We start from the raw sequence: 15424 nt of genomic DNA on the forward strand, positions 1-15424 counted from the left end.
GAGGACATCTCCCAATGAGCTCAGTCTTATGATCAGGACATTACGGGGTCCGGACATCTTTCAGGACTTTGAAAAAATCGGGCGGGATGGCAACAACCTTTTTTTCTGTGTTTACACAGATATGCTTCGTGCTGCCCTCGACGAGAAGGGTCCCGTCCTTATATACGGCATAATGAAATGTAAGGCCCCTCGATTTCAGCTCGGGCATGCTCGTCTTCACGACAATGAGATCGTCATATTCCGCGTTGCTGTGATATTTCGCATCGAGGCCCACCACCATGAGATAATAGCCCATGTCCTCAAATTCCCGGTAGGTGATCCCCTTCGCCCTCATAAACTCGCTTCTCGCCACTTCGAAAAAAACCGGATAGTTGCCGTAATAGACGACCCCCATCTTGTCCGTATCCGCGTACCTCACTCTTATGGGCACATCGACTACGGAAATCTCCTCTCCCTTCGAGGATGTCCCGGATCTATCCATTTTAAAGGGCCCTCAGAAACTCGGGTCTCAACTGGGAAGGGTCCCGTGTGTCGAGGACCTTTCTAATGGCCTTCAAAGTCTTTTCCTTTTCCTCGGGCAGCCACGCCTTGACAGGGAGGTAGTTCGATGCATGGTTGGAAGCGAAAAACATGTGGGTTACGTGCGTATTCTCTATCATGAGATAAAGCTCTTCGAGGAGCTGGTAGGGGTCGGGCACCTTGAAGTCCCCCCGGCGCACTTCTTCGTCGAGCACGGTGCCGGGCACCACAATCACGCTCAATGCCCCTGCATAATCGGGATCGATGCGGCTTAAAAACTTGCCCGTCTCCGTTGCATGGATAGCACTTCTTTCCACGCCGCCGAGACCGAGGAGCACGGTTACGGAAAGGATAATACCCGCATCTTTCACTCTTTTCGCTGCCTCCGCAGTCTTATCGAGGACTGTGCCCTTGCAGACGCGGTCGAGGACGACCTGGTCGCCCGATTCGACGCCGAGATAGATAATCCCGATGCCAAGGTCCTTAAGTGCCCTCAGTTCCTCTACCGATTTCTTCAGAATGCTCTTCGTGTTGCCGTATACGCCTATTCTTTCGAGCTTCGGAAAGGCTTCCCTGACGGATTCGACTATGGGAATGAGTCTTTTTTGCGGGATTATGAGGGCATCGCCGTCGGCAATGAAAACCTTCTTGACGTAACGGGCATACTGCTTCGCTTCTTCCAGGTCTTCCTTCACCTCTTCGAGGGACCTTACCCTGAACTTCTTTTCTTTAAAAGAGCCGCAGAAGGTGCACTTGTTATGGGAGCAGCCGATGGTCACCTGGAGAATAAGACTTTCCGCCTCGCTGGGCGGCCTGTATATTGAGCCTTCATACCTCATTTTTCTATCCTGTAAAGTTTTTCCCCTTCCCGCACAAAGCCGTATCTGGTCCGCACCACATATTCAAGATACTGGTCGTCCTTCTGCAGCTTATCGATTTCGGCGGTGAGAGTCTTGTTTTCCTTCTCCAGAGACGCAATGGAGACATCGGTAGCTCTCATGTCCTTGCGGAGCATAATGTATCCAAAGACGCCCCCCTCCGAAAAGACCATCTGGAAAAATAAGGCCGCCAAAAGAACGATGAAGCCATATTTCCGAATGGCGTCTTCAAACATATATTAATCTTAACGGTAAGGAATCAAAAAGTCAAATATTCCGGCAGGGGAGAAGGCCCGAAAAATATGCCTTTTCGCCGGTTTCGGCGCCTACCCGGCGAGGCGTAACCATAGCCTGATTGGAGATGCTGCAAAGAAGGGCTCAAAAGCCCGTAGCCAGCTCCTTGAGGAGCTTCATTGCGCGGTCTGTTTCTGCCGTCCCGAGGCTCCCGAGACCGCAGCTCGTGGTAAAAAGCCATTCTTTCTTCTCCGCATCTATTCCGATCTTTTCCATCTGGGATTTAAAGGCGCCCCAAAGGTCCCTTACATCCTCCATGGAGACCTCAAGGACTTTCTCGGAAGAAGGGATTATTCCCGGGCTTATCAATCCGCCCCGGCCCAGGAAATTGAGCAGGTCTTCCCTGAAATAGAAGATCGTGTCGAGAAAGCTGAAGGCATCATAATTTACGATATCGATGCCCGTCCTGAAAAGCACCGACCAGTCCGTATTGCCGCAGCAGTGGACGCCCCTTTTCGCATCGAGCCCTCCCGTCACCTCATCGAAGAGGGTGATCGCTTCTTCCTTGGAAATGGAGACATAGGCCGAGCCGAAGGAGACCATGTAGGGCTCGTCAAAAAAGATGATCAGGTCTTTTCCCGGGGCCTCTTTCCGCAATTTATCGATCATCCATTTGGCCTTCATGTGAAGGCCTTTCTTTATGATGTCGAAATAGGCGAAGTTGTAGATCACCGGCTTGCCTTCCTCGTCGGGAAGACCGAGTCCCATGCTGAAGGGGCCCGTGAGCTGGCCCTTGATGTATTTCGCACCGGACTTTACCTCTCCCAGCCTTTCAAGAAAACGGTAAAAGGCGGGGGCCGACGCCGGTGAAAGAGCAAAGGCTTCGTACTTGTCCGCGTAGTAGTTCTCGTAAAATTCCTCGATCCCTTCGGTCTTCTTCGTGTCCATATAGACGCTGCCTTTCGACTCGTCCACGGCGATGCACGGAATGCCGTCGAGAAAGGTGGTGTACATGTTTTCGAGCAAGGACCTTCTGGGCAGTTGGGGCCAGAAAGGTATCTCTTTGCAGGTGGAGAATATGAGATCCAGGGCCTCGTCGATATCCGTGAAGGGAAGGCTTCCTATGCCGGTAATCATGATATGCACCTCGAGATCCAGGGAAAACAATCCCTGAAATGTAGAATTTCAGGCAATTATAAACAGAGTAAACGGTGGATGTAAAGGATTATCAGTCCGGATCGGTGCAGGGCGAGGTGCGGCGTGGATAAGAAAAACCACGAACAGATAAAGGCTCTTAATCCTTTCCTTTATGGATGGAGAATAAAGGCGGGAGGATGAGCTGATTATGACAGAGAGGGCATTTACCCGGCTTGGAGAGCCTCTCCCTCTTCTGGAAGACGAAGCCGCATTTTTCACACCTGGCGGGCTCCACGTGGAGGTGCTGCCCCGTCTTATGGAGGGTCTTCCTCACGTGCTCCAGGTGATCGTATACATCTCTCTCGGGGATCCTTACTGTTGCCGAGATCTCCTTGGAAGACATGGTCTGCTCTTCGAGGAGGCTGCACAGGTACTTACGGATCGTATCGTAACGCTCGACGGGTACCTGGGGCTCCCTTGCCTTCACTTTCTTCATGTCCCATTATAACTCATCGGCGCTTTCCATGCCCGGCTTTTTTCACTTCAACCGGTAAGGGGCCTGCTCCGTCTATTCGTCTTCTGCGGCTGATTTACATATATAATTTGAAGTGCCAGATTAATCGCAAGGACGGTTTCCGCGCGACATTCCCACAAAAAAGAGGAGATGGTTATCAGCCCTTGGAGGAAATGGGGATAGGCAACAAAAATAAGGCCATGCCTTCAGGGCATGAGCAGGGTTTTCGAGCCCTCGTTCACCTTCACCCTTCCGCAAAAATCAAATTGTTGCATTTGCCGAAAACTTGTGACATAATATAGTGTGAAGTCTCGTGAGTCAGCAGCAACAGTATTAAATATTGCCCCATTTGTCCTTCTTCTGTCTTCGCAGCAATACTCCGTACGCTTCAAAATATTAAAAAAGAGGTATGTATAATGGCTCAAGGAACAGTAAAATGGTTTAACGATGCAAAAGGTTTCGGTTTCATCACTCAGGACAACGGCACCGACGTGTTTGTCCATTACTCGGCAATTAAGGACAGCGGTTTCAAATCTCTCGCAGAAGGCGATAAGGTGAGTTTTGATGTCGTGGACGGTCCGAAAGGACCCGCGGCCGCAAACGTGGTGAAAGCGTAACTTCGAGCGGACCCGGAACGTTCCGGGTCCGCTTTTTGACGCCCCTTTACCCTCACAACGTGGATGCCATGGGCGTTCGCGGTGTTATTTTTGCGTCTTAAATTCCTCATTCTCACACTGTATACGGGTTGATCTGTCCGCCCCGTAGGCGCCTGCTTCTGTTATCTCCTCCGATATCTCCGAAATTGAACGGTTTTCTTGGTAAAAGGATCGGGCGCAGGTTACCTGACAGATAACTAAATTTATTAGAAAACTATTGACATTCCAATTTAGCTGGGGTACTGTATGTCCATATACGGTCGTCTGGGGTACAGTGTTCTTACGCACTCTGCCATCCTTGCGAAAGTCCCTATCCCAGGACCGCTAAATCACGCAATCCAGGATTGAGGTGAGCCCGCACCTCAATATAACCCCCCTAATGGGCAGGATCGAAATCGGTCCTGCCCATTCATCTTTTTTTCCTTTCCCTTCGCTCCTGCAGTGCATATATTTAATCATACACCTGCCATATACGAGCAATAAAAGGAGGTTCTATGGGAATAGCATGGGAAACCGATATGAAAGGGGCGCTCGAAAAGGCCCGGATTGAAAAGAGACCTGTATTTCTTGAGTTCTTCAATCCCGAATGAATAGGCTGTCAGCAGATGGATGCGGTTACGTATCCGAATGAAGAGGTGTCGGAGTTTATCAGCAGAAATTTTGTGCCATTGAAGCTCCGTTTTGATGCACAGCCCTTTGCGGCGGATTTCAACGTGAAGTGGACACCCACGATGATAGTCATTGACCAGGAAGGCAGGGAGCACATGCGGAGTGTGGGATTTCTTCCCCCTGACGAGTTGATCCCTTCCCTCCTTCTCGGTATGGCGAAGGTCTTCTTCGACTCCGATCGCTTTCCCGAGGCCCTTCCTATTCTCGAGAAGGTGCTCTTCTCCTTCCCAAAGAGCGGCGCTGCGCCCGAAGCGGCCTATCTCCAGGGGGTTGCAGGCTTTAAAGGGAGCCACGATCCGCAATTTCTGAAAAGAGCATATGAAAAGCTGCTGTCTGACTATCCTGGAAGCGAATGGGTAAACAGGGCCTCTCCCTACCGGCTGCTTTAGAGGAATGCCCCTGCCCTTCGGATAGCTTCTATCCCCGGGCATGGCGATTTCCCTGCAAATCTGGTATAATTTTTGTCATGAAAGGTACCAGATTTCTGTTCCCGGAATTGCTGTTTTTGATTCTATTCATTCTCTTCGGAGGAAATATGGCTGACGGGCAAACTCAAAACCAGGCTCAGGAGAAAATACCGATCGGCCTGGCCGAAGATGTAATCCTGCTGCCTTGGGGAACCAGGGTTCCTGCACGTATCGATACGGGTGCGGCCACAACCTCCCTTGATGCCCGTGAGCTTACGGTGACCGACGGTATCGCCGATTTCAAATTGCCCGGAAAACATGGAGGCATGCAGATTAGTCTCCCCCTGGTCGGGGTGGAAAGCGTCAGGTCAGCCTCGGGCCAGCAGCGCAGGCCTGTGGTTGAGATGGATATCTGCGTGGGACCCAAAGTGGTCCGTGCCCGGGTCAACCTCATAGACCGCTCGGGAATGAAATATCCCATGATCATCGGGCGAAACATTCTGGAAAGGGGTTATGTGGTCGACTGCGTCTGCGTCAATATCCTGAAGCCCAGTTGTGCCGGGGTCGCCGCCCAGTGAAAAGACACCCCGCGGTTCTGGTGGCGGCCCTTCTTGTAGTCATTGCCGCGGTGCTCATTGTCTATAGGGTAGTCCACCTCGGCTATCCTCTTGTCCCTGCAGCCTCGATCAAAGTATGGCAGCTTTCCATAGAAGCAATCCTCAAAGGGAACGAAAAGGGTGTCTCCCTAAAGATGGGCCTTCCCGCCAGCCGGGGGACCATTGCCGTGACGGAGGAGCGCATTGTTTCCGGAAACCTCACTTTCAATCTCCTTCGCGAGGGCCAGGACCAGATAGGAATATGGTCGGGAAATACGGGTTCCACAGGAACTCTCGTCAATTACAGGGCGTCGATTCTCGTAAGACCTCTGAGAACTTTCAGGGTAAGGAGCATGGACCCCGGAGAATATCCTCCCTCTTTCTCCGAAAGTGACCGCGAACTCGCCATCCGCCTGGCAGCCCTCTGGTCCCGCCTCCCAACGGAGGATCGGCTCAGGGCAATATGCGAGTCCGCCTCAGGTACCTGGCGCGGCTCCCAGCCCGATCCCAAGGATCTTTCGGCATGGGCATTTCTGGTCTCCCGCCATGGCGCCACAAGGGCTTTACTCGGGTTATTCAGGGCTTCGGATTTGGCCGCGCGGCTTCAAAACGGCCTTCTCCTCACGGAAGGCGTCTTCCGGACGCCTATCAACTGGATTGTGGTATGGGCTGGCACCCGATGGGTACATGTACATCCGGATACGGGGGCAATATACGACAGCTCCGTATCATTCCTTCCTCTGACCGCCGGCGACAACCCCCCCTTGACCGTTTCCAGGGCGAGTGCTCCGGAAATACGCTACAACCTGAGCCCCCAGATCGTGAGTCAATGGATTGCCTATTTCGACCGGCTCCGCACCCCGGACAGGATCCTTAACCGGTGGTCTCTCTTTTCCCTGCCTCCCGAGTTTCAGGCGACGTTCCGGATACTCTTACTCGTGCCTATAGGCGCACTTATGGTCTGTATCCTCAGAAATATCATCGGCTTTCCCACTTTCGGCATTTTCATGCCGGTCCTGATGGCCCTTGCCTTCCGAAGCACGGGTCTCGGATACGGGCTTGCGATTTTCACAGGGGTAATCCTGATAGGCTACGTACTGCGCCTGCTCCTCGACAAACTCCACCTTCTTCTCGTGCCCCGTCTTTCCGTGGTCCTCACGGTAGTGATAGGGTGCTTCGCCTTTCTCGCCGTGGTGGGCTATAAGCTCGACGTGCGGGAGCTTATGTCCGTGGGTCTCCTGCCTTTCGTCATCCTCACCATGATGATCGAGCGTTTTTACGTGATCGTCGAGGAGTCAGGAGCGCGGGAGGGGCTCAAAAGTGCGGTCGGGAGTGCGGCCGTTGCGGCCATAACCCACCTGATCCTCCACCTCGAAACCCTTCAGCTCACCTTCTTCGTCTACCCGGAACTCCTTCTCGTGCTTGCGGCTCTGCAGATATTGATCGGCCGCTACACGGGCTACCGCCTTTCGGAGATCCTGCGCTTCCGGGCGCTTAACCAGAGATGAACGGTCCCGGCGCCATAAAATGGCTCAGGCAGATGGGCATCCTCGGCATGAACAGCCGGAATGCCGAATATATAATGGCACAAAATGCCCGCTCCTCTTTCCCTATGGTGGACGATAAGATTATCACCAAGCGTCTCGCCGCGGAGTTTTCGATCCCTACTCCACAGTTGTACCTCGTGATAGAGAACCATGGCGAAATCAACAATTTCGAGCAAGCCCTGGGAGACCACCGCTCTTTTGCCCTGAAACCTGCGCGCGGTTCCGGAGGGAGCGGTATCGTGCTCATTACAGACCGAAACGGGGAGGGGTTCATCAAACAAAGCGGGGCAGTCATTTCAAAGGATGACTTCCTTTACCATATTTTCGACATCCTCGCCGGTATCTATTCCCTTGAAGGCCTTGAAGACAAGGCTATCATGGAGGCCCTGGTCCACCCCGATCCTCTGTTTGCCGCCGTTACCTATGAAGGGGTACCCGATATACGCATTATCGCATACCGCGGCGTACCCGCCATGGCCATGGTCCGTCTCCCCACACAGGCATCCGACGGAAAGGCCAATATCCACCGGGGCGCTCTTGGCGCGGGTATCGATATGGCGAGGGGCGAGACTCTTTCGGCAGTGCACGGTTCGGAAGTAGTGACCGTTCACCCGGACACCGGCAATCCTATCGCAGGCATTCGCATACCCGGTTGGAAGGAGATGCTCCTCACCGCGGCGAAAGGCAGCGATATGACCGGTCTCGGCTATCTGGGCGTGGACCTCGTGATTGATATATCGGAAGGCCCCCTCATGCTCGAGATGAACGCCCGTCCGGGACTGCAGATCCAGGTTGCCAACGGGACAGGCCTCAAGAGCCGCCTCAACCTGATAGACCGTGCCCCTTCAGAGATATTTTCCTCACCCGAAAGCCGCGTAGAATGGGCAATGAAGACTTTCGGCAACAATAGGGACTAAAATAGTCGATAGTCGATAGTAACAGCCCGGAGCGAAAACCAGGAGCGTATAGTCTTAACGACATAAGAGTCGCGACTTAATAAATTCAGAGGTATAGATATGGGTTTTCTTATCATCGATGAAGAGAAGTGTAAGAAGGATGGGATTTGTGCGTGGACCTGCCCCGGGGGGATTATCAGTATGGAAACTGAAAATGGTTATCCTGCTATGGTTTCCTGGGGGGAGAGCGCGTGTACGCGGTGCGGTCATTGCGTGGCGGTGTGCCCCCATGGGGCGTTGAGGCACGAGAAGATCCCTCTCGCCGGGTGTCCTCCCATAAATGAAGACCTTTTGATCAATGAGGCCCAGGCTGTGCAGTTCCTTCGTTCCCGGCGTTCTATCCGCCTTTATAAAGACCGGCCCGTGGAAAAAGCGGCGATCCGGGAGCTGATCGAAGCGGCCCGTTATGCGCCCACAGGGGGAAACACCCAGCTCGTGGAGTGGCAGGTCCTGACCGACAGGGCCCAGATCCACGAAATCGCCCGCCTCGCCGCCGAATGGCTTCGGGAGGCCTTGAATACGGATTCCCAGCTTACCCTCTCCGCTCCTTACCTCCCCATGATCGTGAAGTCATGGGACAGCGGCAAGGACTCGATACTGAGAAACGCACCCGTGCTGATCGCAGCCTCGGCGCCGAAAATCGCTATGAACGGCATGGTGGACCTCACCCTGGCCCTCTCCTACCTCGACCTCCTGGCCCCCGCGAAAGGCCTGGGGACCTGCTGGGCCGGCCTCCTCCAAAGGGCCCTCCTTTCATCGCCTGCCCTTAAGAATGCAGCAGGCATTCCGGAAGACCACCCCCACCACTACCCCATGATGCTCGGCTATCCCGCCGTGAAATACCGCCTTCTGGCAGGCAGAAAACCGCCGAAGATAACCTTCAGGTGAGGCAGGGAAGCCCATTGCCCGGGCAAAGCAAAGACGGAATACTGAAGAAGGGAAGAATGAAGGCCGGGAGAAGGAAATAGGAGTCTTTATGTCAAGTGATTCGATAAGAACCGATTATGCCCTTGGTGAAGAAATAGCCAGTGCCATTACACACGGCATAGGAACGGGACTTTCCATCGCCGGTCTCATTTTTCTTATCATACGAGCCGAGAGGTATGCGCCGATAGAGTATAGAACTTCATATATCGTCGGTTTTACCATCTTTGGCGCATCAATGATTATTCTTTACATGGCATCAACATTGTACCATGCGTTGACAAACAGGGTGGCAAAACAGGTATTTGGTATTTTCGATCACACGTCGATATATTCGCTGATAGCAGGTACATATACCGCATATTGTCTTACAATTTTGCACGGTGCATTGGGATGGACAATATTCGGCTTGATATGGGGATTGGCCGCAATCGGCATTACATTCTACGCAGTATTCGGTTCGAGGATGCGCAAACTCTCTGCTATCTCATATATTATGATGGGACTGATTATTATTTTTGCATATCCCTCGGTGAAAACGAATCTGATGACTGTCAGCGGCAGCAACATCAGCTGGTACTTATTGCTTATCGGAGGATCTTTTTACCTGATTGGAACGGCATTCTATGCCATGAAAAAGATCAAGTGGACACACTTCACGTGGCATCTCTTCGTCATAGCCGGAAGCATAATGCACTTTTTCTCGATTTATTTGATTCTTCGTAATGGGAGATAGGACATCTTAAAGCCGACAAGGCGTTCGGAGAAGATCCGTTCGGGTTCAGTCAGGCTGCAGTTGACCAGTGCGACACATCCTCATGCCTCCTCGTTAACAGGAGAGGGGCCGAATCCGACCCCCATTTGCACTTATTGCGCCCCTCCTCTCCTTCCTGGTTTCTTCTACAAGCTAATGGACCACCGCTTTCCCGGAAAGCGGCTTGCTTGACAGCCCCTTCTTCTGTGCTTAGGAATCAAGGAGGAGGGCGGATTACAGGGCCCATCCCATGATGTACACTCGATGTAAGAGGAGGCAAAAGTCATGGAGTATTCCTTTAAGTGTCCTGCACCGTGCAATTACGAAGTTAAGGTCGATGCCCCGAATGACGATGAGGCCGTAAACAAACTTATGGCGGCAGGCAAGGTCCACGCCAAAGAAAAACATCCCGATATGCCGCCCATGATGGAGCAACAGATGAAAGACATGTTTAAGGCGGGTATGAAGAAGGGATAAGGGCGGAGCTCGTTTTCAGCGTGATCGGGCACCCCTGTCAACTCACGTGGAAAGCCCCCGACGCTCTGCCGGGGGTTCCATGGGTCTGAAAGGTCATATGGATTTAATCCATTCGGTTATTGCCCCCTTCTTCTCCTCTGAAAAATCATTGTGTACCTGATCATACAACCAACGGAGAGACCTGTTTCTTAATCTATTCCGGAACAACTCCTCCGCTTCCTGTTCCGATGGTGAAGCCCATGTGGTAAACACCTGGAATAGCTACCTTGTAATACCGGACGATGGAAGGCTCTTCATTCCCGCGTGGAAAATGAGGAAGACCGAAGGGAAAACGCTGAAGAATAACAAAGCCTTGCTCACTATCGGAACCAAGGAAGTGGACGGTCGCATGGGTCCCGGCACGGGATACCTTCTTGAAGGCACCGCACGATTCATCAAATCGGGGTCTGAATTTGATATGATGAAAAGCAAATTTTCATTTCTCACACGAGTACTTGAAGTCACCGTTACTTCGATAATACAGACCCTTTAATGTACCGCGTGGGACGGACAGGGAAGGCCCACCTGGCCCCAAGGGCCCATCAGGTGCCCCTTCCGCCTGAGGCATTGCCTGAGACCTGACATTCGCATAGAACGTTGGTCACTCTCCCTTTAAGGGTTCAAAAAAATTGCCGTTCTCGCGGTGCCTGCTTACTGTGATTCCCTCGAAGCCGCGGTCGAGTCGAGGCTTTGGTCCGCACGACATTAGAACCTGCCTCGCGCTCCCCATCATCAATGACCACCAACAAAACTGGAACAGGCCGGACCTTGTGTGGTATAGTACGTCGTCTCATTCGAACGAAAGGAGCGGGCGTGAAGGTAAATATTTTTAATCTTCAGCGGGACCATCAGGAGATCAAGCCTGATCTGGTCAGGATCTTCGAAGACGTCATATCCGGCGGTGAATTCATCCTCGGTGCCCATGTGAGGGCCCTCGAAGAGGCCTTCGCCTCCTATATCGGCGTTAAATATGCGGTGGGCGTGGGCAACGGCACGGATGCGGTGAGGATCGCCGGGATCGCCCTTGGCCTCACCCCTGCGGATAAGATCATCACCGTTCCCCACACTTATGTTGCCACCACCATGGCCCTGTCCGCTCAAGGGATCATGCCCGTCTTCTGTGACATCTCGGCGGAGACATTCAATATGGACCCCCAGAGTCTCGATAATGCCCTGAATGCACACAAGGACGTGAAAGTCTGCATACCCGTGCACCTCTACGGTCACGCGACGCCCATGGATGAGATCGCCGACGTCTGCGCCCGGCACGGAGTGAGGGTCATGGAAGACGCCTGCCAGGCCCACGGCGCCCTTTATAAAGGGAAAAAGGTGGGAAGCCTGGGAGATGTGGCGGCATTCAGCTTCTACCCCACCAAGAACCTCGGCTGCTTCGGGGACGGCGGCATCGTGGTCACCGACTCCGAGGAGATCTATCGCAATGCTTTGAAATTGAGGACCTTCGGGGAGGAGGGAAAGCACGCCCATGTGACGGAGGGATTCAACTCGCGCCTCGACAGCATCCAGGCGGCCCTGCTCATGAGGAAGCTCCCCCTGCTCGATGGGTGGAACGAGAGGAGACGGGAGCTTGCCCGGCTCTATAAGGAAGAGCTTCGGGGCGTGCCTGTCGTGCTGCCCGAAGAAGCCCAGTGGACCCGCCACGTATACCACCTCTTCGTCATCCGGTCGGAAAAACGGGACGAGCTGAGGGCATACCTCGCGGACAAGGGGGTCACCACCCTCATCCACTACCCTACAGCCGTTCACCTGCAAAAGGTATACAGCCGGCTCGGATATAAGGCGGGCTCCTTCCCCGTAGCCGAAAAGGCGATTTTCGAGATCATCACCCTGCCCATGTACCCCTCGCTCCAGGAGGAGGAAGTCCGATATGTGGCAGGGGTGATAAAGGAGTTTTACGGATCGTGAGCCTATGAAAGTCCTTCACCTCTTCAGCGACTGGAAATGGACCGGTCCCGCGGAGCCGACCGTCTCCTTGTGTAAGGCCTTGACCGCAGCAGGCGTCGACGTGACCATGGCCTTCCGAAAGACGCCCATGGAATATCCCGACCGCACTGTGGAGAAAGAGGCCCGCAAGGCAGAGATCCCATGCTTCGACGGCTTCCGCCTGAACAGGTATTTTTCCCTGTCTGACTGGATATACGATTACCGTGCCATCCGGTCGTACGTGAAGAGGGAGGGGATCGACATTCTCCACACCAATCTCTCCCACGACCACTTCACCGGGCTCATGGCCCTCGCCTTTGCGGGGAAAAGACCCCTTATCGTCAGGACGGACCACAAGAGGGACGGTCTCGAGGCAAGCCCTTTCATGGCTGCGGCCTTCGGAAGAACGGACGGGCTCGTCACCTACAGCACGAAGATCATGGAGCAGGACATCACCCGGTTTCGTTTCCCCCGGGAAAGGTCCTGCGTCATCCCCCCCGGCATCACCCCTTACGAGGGGCCCGTGGAAGAGATGAGGACAGGCCTTGGCATAGGTCCGGACGAATTGGTGATCGGCGTGATCGGAAGACTCAAGCCCGATCGGGGCTATGATCTTATTCTAAAAGCCTTCAAACTTGTATTGGAAAAGACGGACCGGGTGAAGCTCGTGATCGTGGGACGAAGCTCGCAGGTCGAAGAGAGCATCGGAAAACCCCTTGCCGAGCTTGGAATATCCGATCACGTGGTCCTCGCCGGATACCGGGTGGCAGACTACTTCTCCGTCATCTCCGCCTTCGATCTCTTCCTCATGATGCGGGCAGGCAGCGACGGGAGCGCCCGGGCGCTGCGGGAAGTCATGGCCATGGGTAAGCCGGCCATAGTCTCCGAGGCGGGGATGCTGCCCGAGCTCGTGGAAGACGGCAGGTCGGGCTTCGTGGCCCGCTCCGATCCACGCGATCTGGCGGAGAAGATCCTCCTGATCCTCGAACACCCGGAACGAAAAAAGGCTTTCGGGGAGTACGCGAGGGAAGCCGCGAAAAGAAAGTGGACATACACCGCCCAGGCCCGGGCATTAAAAAAATTCTACGAAACGCTCCTCCTTATGGGGAAGAGATAACCGAATCTTCCCGCCCCAACCTGTGGTCCTCAATTTGCATAGGAGAGTGGAGAGACACCCACTACTACACTGAGAGGTTACCCACATGACAGGAATAAGCGTAGACAAAAACACAGTAGACCTTGAGGACCTCCTCCGCGTGGTGCACGACCGGAACAGGATGAAACCGGTTCAGGGGACCGCGAGGAAGACGTTTTGGAGAAATTTTCCTGTCACGACCCTGCTCACCGTCATGCTTATAGTGGCCCTCGGGACTATGGTGACGGTCCTCAAAGCGGAGATCACCACCTTGAAATCCGACCTGTCGGACCTGAAAACCCTGAAGGCCCAGGTAGCCTCTCTCGATCCCAAGCTTGAGCTTGCCACAGTGCAGACGAAATTCGAAAAAAAGTTGAGTGAATCGACCATGGAACAGGAGAAAATAAAGACTGACCTCGCCCAGATGAGGACCTATGTGGAAGGACTCAGGACAGCTCCGGTAGTGGTGGTAGCAAAGAAAAGGGGAAGGTAGGCGTGCCGGCGCCCCTGTTCATGAATTGAACGGGAGTGTCAGATATCCGACAGGGGCCGCGGCATGTCAGCCGAAGGCCCTTTATATTTTTTGGGTCTTGAGTGTAGCGGCTGCTTCCTCGGGAGTGACGGAAACCACATAGAACTGGTCCTCCCGTTTATACCGGGAAGTCCTCAGGTCCCGCGGCAGTATCTCGATGTGCCAATGGAAGAATTCACTTACCGGCACATTATCGTCTTCCGCTCTTCCTTTCGCAAAATTGGGCGATGTATGGAGCACCATGGAATAGGAGTTTGTTACTTTCTCGAGTCTTTTCATGGTATCGACCATGAGACCGGCAAAATCCCTCCTCGCGGCTTCGCCCACGGGGTGCTCGAAGCTATCGTCGTGGTAGCGGGGCAATATCCAAACCTCGTAAGGGAACCTCGGCGCAAAGGGGCATAAGGCGACAAAACTCGTGTTAATCCCCACGACCCTCTTATTCTGCCGTGCTTCCTGGGCAACAATATCGCAAAAGAGGCACCGTTCCTTCTTCTGGTAGTGCCTCCGGCCGTTTTCCAGCTCCATCTCGATCCGCCGGGGCACAATAGGAGTAGCGAGGACGTGGGAATGGGGATGGGAGATATAGGACCCCGCAAGCTCCCCATGGTTCCGGAACACCTGTATATATTTGAACCTCTTGTCTTTCTTCAGGTCCCTGATGCGATCCATGTAAAAATCATACACAAGCAGAAGCTCTGCTTCAGTAAAGCCGGCGGCGGTCTTCGTATGGTCCCTCGACTCGACGATGATTTCATGGGCGCCGAGATTCCCCATTTTATCATAAAGCCCCTCGGCCCGCTTCAACTCCTCCGCGTCCACCACAAAATCAGGGTTCTCGGCCGCAAAACAGCGCATCAGCCACGCCCCGTTCATATCGGTAACTTCCCGTATAGTTGGCGGCGTAGCCTGCTCATGGCCCGGACAAAAGGGACACTCACCAACAAAATCGCTCTTGGTAGAAACATACCCCGCAAGCGTCCAGTTACCCGACACCGGGTCACGACGAAATTCAATCATTCGGTAATAATAAGCTATAGGCTTTTCTTTGTCAAACAGAGGCAGAAGAAGGACGAAGGGAAGATTGGAGTGTTTGTTGACGGCCAACGAGAAGGAGACGGATAATAAATGAGGCTAGATAACTTTCCCTATCATTGTCTAATTATGCACTCAGGATCGGATTCACGAATAATGGTGTCAAAACTGAATCTAATCTGCAGCATTCATTACACCCGTAACCCCGTCCGCTCCCTAAATCAACTATTCTTTTCTGCCGGCACCATATTATTATAAAAATAATTGCCGGCTGGAGTGGCCCCTGGCACGGGGCGGAAGTTCCAGGTGTGCCGCTAGGGGAGCATCGGAGGGCGTCGCCGTAGAACGTGTGAAATAATCCCTCCATTCCCCTCTTTTCCCTGGACCCTCTTCACGCCATGTGGTACAATAAGCCTGTAAATACAGTCACTTGAGAGGGTTTACGTGGACAATGAAACACTCTTCCCCTGCAGT

At 53.4% G+C, this 15424-nt stretch carries 18 protein-coding genes; 12 read left to right on the plus strand and 6 right to left on the minus strand.

Features of this window, described 5'->3' with window-relative positions:
* Positions 1-40: 40 nt before the first annotated feature.
* From VGJ94_10905 to VGJ94_10925, 5 genes are all read right to left on the minus strand, one after another.
* The gene (locus VGJ94_10905) at positions 41-481 is read right to left on the minus strand and encodes a thioesterase family protein (GenBank protein ID HEY3277120.1); all 441 of its coding nucleotides are present in this window, start codon (positions 479-481) and stop codon (positions 41-43) included.
* Position 482: 1 nt separating this feature from the next.
* A complete protein-coding gene (locus VGJ94_10910) occupies positions 483-1358 on the minus strand; it encodes a radical SAM protein (protein HEY3277121.1) in 876 nt (291 codons plus the stop codon).
* Positions 1355-1633 carry a septum formation initiator family protein gene (locus VGJ94_10915; protein HEY3277122.1) on the minus strand — a complete coding sequence of 93 codons (279 nt, stop codon included), beginning with the start codon at positions 1631-1633 and terminating at the stop codon, positions 1355-1357. Before VGJ94_10915 ends, VGJ94_10910 begins: the two co-directional genes overlap by 4 nt.
* Positions 1634-1775: 142 nt before the next feature.
* Positions 1776-2768 (minus strand): hypothetical protein, encoded by a 993-nt coding sequence (locus VGJ94_10920; protein ID HEY3277123.1) that lies wholly within the window; start codon positions 2766-2768, stop codon positions 1776-1778.
* 157 nt (positions 2769-2925) lie between these two features.
* Positions 2926-3264, minus strand: a complete 339-nt coding sequence (locus VGJ94_10925) for a hypothetical protein (protein HEY3277124.1) — start codon at positions 3262-3264, stop codon at positions 2926-2928.
* Between the two features lie 434 nt (positions 3265-3698).
* On the opposite strand from VGJ94_10925, the gene VGJ94_10930 reads away from it, so the two are divergent.
* From VGJ94_10930 to VGJ94_10985, 12 genes are all read left to right on the plus strand, one after another.
* Positions 3699-3899: a cold-shock protein gene (locus VGJ94_10930; GenBank protein HEY3277125.1), complete on the plus strand. Its 201-nt coding sequence runs from the start codon at positions 3699-3701 to the stop codon at positions 3897-3899.
* 644 nt (positions 3900-4543) lie between these two features.
* Positions 4544-4996: a hypothetical protein gene (locus VGJ94_10935; GenBank protein HEY3277126.1), complete on the plus strand. Its 453-nt coding sequence runs from the start codon at positions 4544-4546 to the stop codon at positions 4994-4996.
* Between the two features lie 146 nt (positions 4997-5142).
* Positions 5143-5592 (plus strand): RimK/LysX family protein, encoded by a 450-nt coding sequence (locus tag VGJ94_10940; protein HEY3277127.1) that lies wholly within the window; start codon positions 5143-5145, stop codon positions 5590-5592.
* Complete coding sequence (locus VGJ94_10945) at positions 5589-7118, plus strand: UUP1 family membrane protein (protein HEY3277128.1); 1530 nt, start codon at positions 5589-5591, stop codon at positions 7116-7118. Before VGJ94_10940 ends, VGJ94_10945 begins: the two co-directional genes overlap by 4 nt.
* Positions 7115-8074, plus strand: a complete 960-nt coding sequence (locus tag VGJ94_10950; protein HEY3277129.1) for an alpha-L-glutamate ligase-like protein — start codon at positions 7115-7117, stop codon at positions 8072-8074. Before VGJ94_10945 ends, VGJ94_10950 begins: the two co-directional genes overlap by 4 nt.
* A gap of 99 nt (positions 8075-8173) precedes the next feature.
* Positions 8174-9001 carry a nitroreductase family protein gene (locus VGJ94_10955; protein HEY3277130.1) on the plus strand — a complete coding sequence of 276 codons (828 nt, stop codon included), beginning with the start codon at positions 8174-8176 and terminating at the stop codon, positions 8999-9001.
* A gap of 88 nt (positions 9002-9089) precedes the next feature.
* Entirely contained in the window at positions 9090-9773 is a 684-nt protein-coding gene (locus tag VGJ94_10960) for a hemolysin III family protein (protein ID HEY3277131.1), read from the plus strand.
* 303 nt (positions 9774-10076) lie between these two features.
* On the plus strand, positions 10077-10268 hold the full coding sequence (locus tag VGJ94_10965) for a hypothetical protein (GenBank protein HEY3277132.1): 192 nt from the start codon (positions 10077-10079) through the stop codon (positions 10266-10268).
* A gap of 241 nt (positions 10269-10509) precedes the next feature.
* Positions 10510-10800 (plus strand): hypothetical protein, encoded by a 291-nt coding sequence (locus tag VGJ94_10970; GenBank protein HEY3277133.1) that lies wholly within the window; start codon positions 10510-10512, stop codon positions 10798-10800.
* Between the two features lie 320 nt (positions 10801-11120).
* Positions 11121-12230 carry a DegT/DnrJ/EryC1/StrS family aminotransferase gene (locus VGJ94_10975; protein ID HEY3277134.1) on the plus strand — a complete coding sequence of 370 codons (1110 nt, stop codon included), beginning with the start codon at positions 11121-11123 and terminating at the stop codon, positions 12228-12230.
* 4 nt (positions 12231-12234) lie between these two features.
* Positions 12235-13365: a glycosyltransferase family 4 protein gene (locus VGJ94_10980; protein HEY3277135.1), complete on the plus strand. Its 1131-nt coding sequence runs from the start codon at positions 12235-12237 to the stop codon at positions 13363-13365.
* 85 nt (positions 13366-13450) lie between these two features.
* On the plus strand, positions 13451-13876 hold the full coding sequence (locus VGJ94_10985) for a hypothetical protein (protein HEY3277136.1): 426 nt from the start codon (positions 13451-13453) through the stop codon (positions 13874-13876).
* Between the two features lie 81 nt (positions 13877-13957).
* Here the strand turns inward: VGJ94_10985 and VGJ94_10990 are convergent, their stop codons facing one another.
* Positions 13958-14935: a DUF4931 domain-containing protein gene (locus VGJ94_10990; protein HEY3277137.1), complete on the minus strand. Its 978-nt coding sequence runs from the start codon at positions 14933-14935 to the stop codon at positions 13958-13960.
* Positions 14936-15424: the final 489 nt, after the last annotated feature.

It is taken from the genome of Syntrophorhabdaceae bacterium (genome assembly GCA_036504895.1).
Taxonomy (GTDB): Bacteria; Desulfobacterota; Syntrophorhabdia; order Syntrophorhabdales; family Syntrophorhabdaceae; genus PNOM01.

What these genes read in the sequence shown, in the direction of transcription:
- VGJ94_10905 (HEY3277120.1), bottom strand. Translation starts at nt 481, where the DNA reads ATGGATAGATCCGGGACATCCTCGAAGGGAGAGGAGATTTCCGTAGTC.
- VGJ94_10910 (HEY3277121.1), bottom strand. Translation starts at nt 1,358, where the DNA reads ATGAGGTATGAAGGCTCAATATACAGGCCGCCCAGCGAGGCGGAAAGT.
- VGJ94_10915 (HEY3277122.1), bottom strand. Translation starts at nt 1,633, where the DNA reads ATGTTTGAAGACGCCATTCGGAAATATGGCTTCATCGTTCTTTTGGCG.
- VGJ94_10920 (HEY3277123.1), bottom strand. Translation starts at nt 2,768, where the DNA reads ATGATTACCGGCATAGGAAGCCTTCCCTTCACGGATATCGACGAGGCC.
- VGJ94_10925 (HEY3277124.1), bottom strand. Translation starts at nt 3,264, where the DNA reads ATGAAGAAAGTGAAGGCAAGGGAGCCCCAGGTACCCGTCGAGCGTTAC.
- VGJ94_10930 (HEY3277125.1), top strand. Translation starts at nt 3,699, where the DNA reads ATGGCTCAAGGAACAGTAAAATGGTTTAACGATGCAAAAGGTTTCGGT.
- VGJ94_10935 (HEY3277126.1), top strand. Translation starts at nt 4,544, where the DNA reads ATGGATGCGGTTACGTATCCGAATGAAGAGGTGTCGGAGTTTATCAGC.
- VGJ94_10940 (HEY3277127.1), top strand. Translation starts at nt 5,143, where the DNA reads ATGGCTGACGGGCAAACTCAAAACCAGGCTCAGGAGAAAATACCGATC.
- VGJ94_10950 (HEY3277129.1), top strand. Translation starts at nt 7,115, where the DNA reads ATGAACGGTCCCGGCGCCATAAAATGGCTCAGGCAGATGGGCATCCTC.
- VGJ94_10955 (HEY3277130.1), top strand. Translation starts at nt 8,174, where the DNA reads ATGGGTTTTCTTATCATCGATGAAGAGAAGTGTAAGAAGGATGGGATT.
- VGJ94_10960 (HEY3277131.1), top strand. Translation starts at nt 9,090, where the DNA reads ATGTCAAGTGATTCGATAAGAACCGATTATGCCCTTGGTGAAGAAATA.
- VGJ94_10965 (HEY3277132.1), top strand. Translation starts at nt 10,077, where the DNA reads ATGGAGTATTCCTTTAAGTGTCCTGCACCGTGCAATTACGAAGTTAAG.
- VGJ94_10980 (HEY3277135.1), top strand. Translation starts at nt 12,235, where the DNA reads ATGAAAGTCCTTCACCTCTTCAGCGACTGGAAATGGACCGGTCCCGCG.
- VGJ94_10985 (HEY3277136.1), top strand. Translation starts at nt 13,451, where the DNA reads ATGACAGGAATAAGCGTAGACAAAAACACAGTAGACCTTGAGGACCTC.
- VGJ94_10990 (HEY3277137.1), bottom strand. Translation starts at nt 14,935, where the DNA reads ATGATTGAATTTCGTCGTGACCCGGTGTCGGGTAACTGGACGCTTGCG.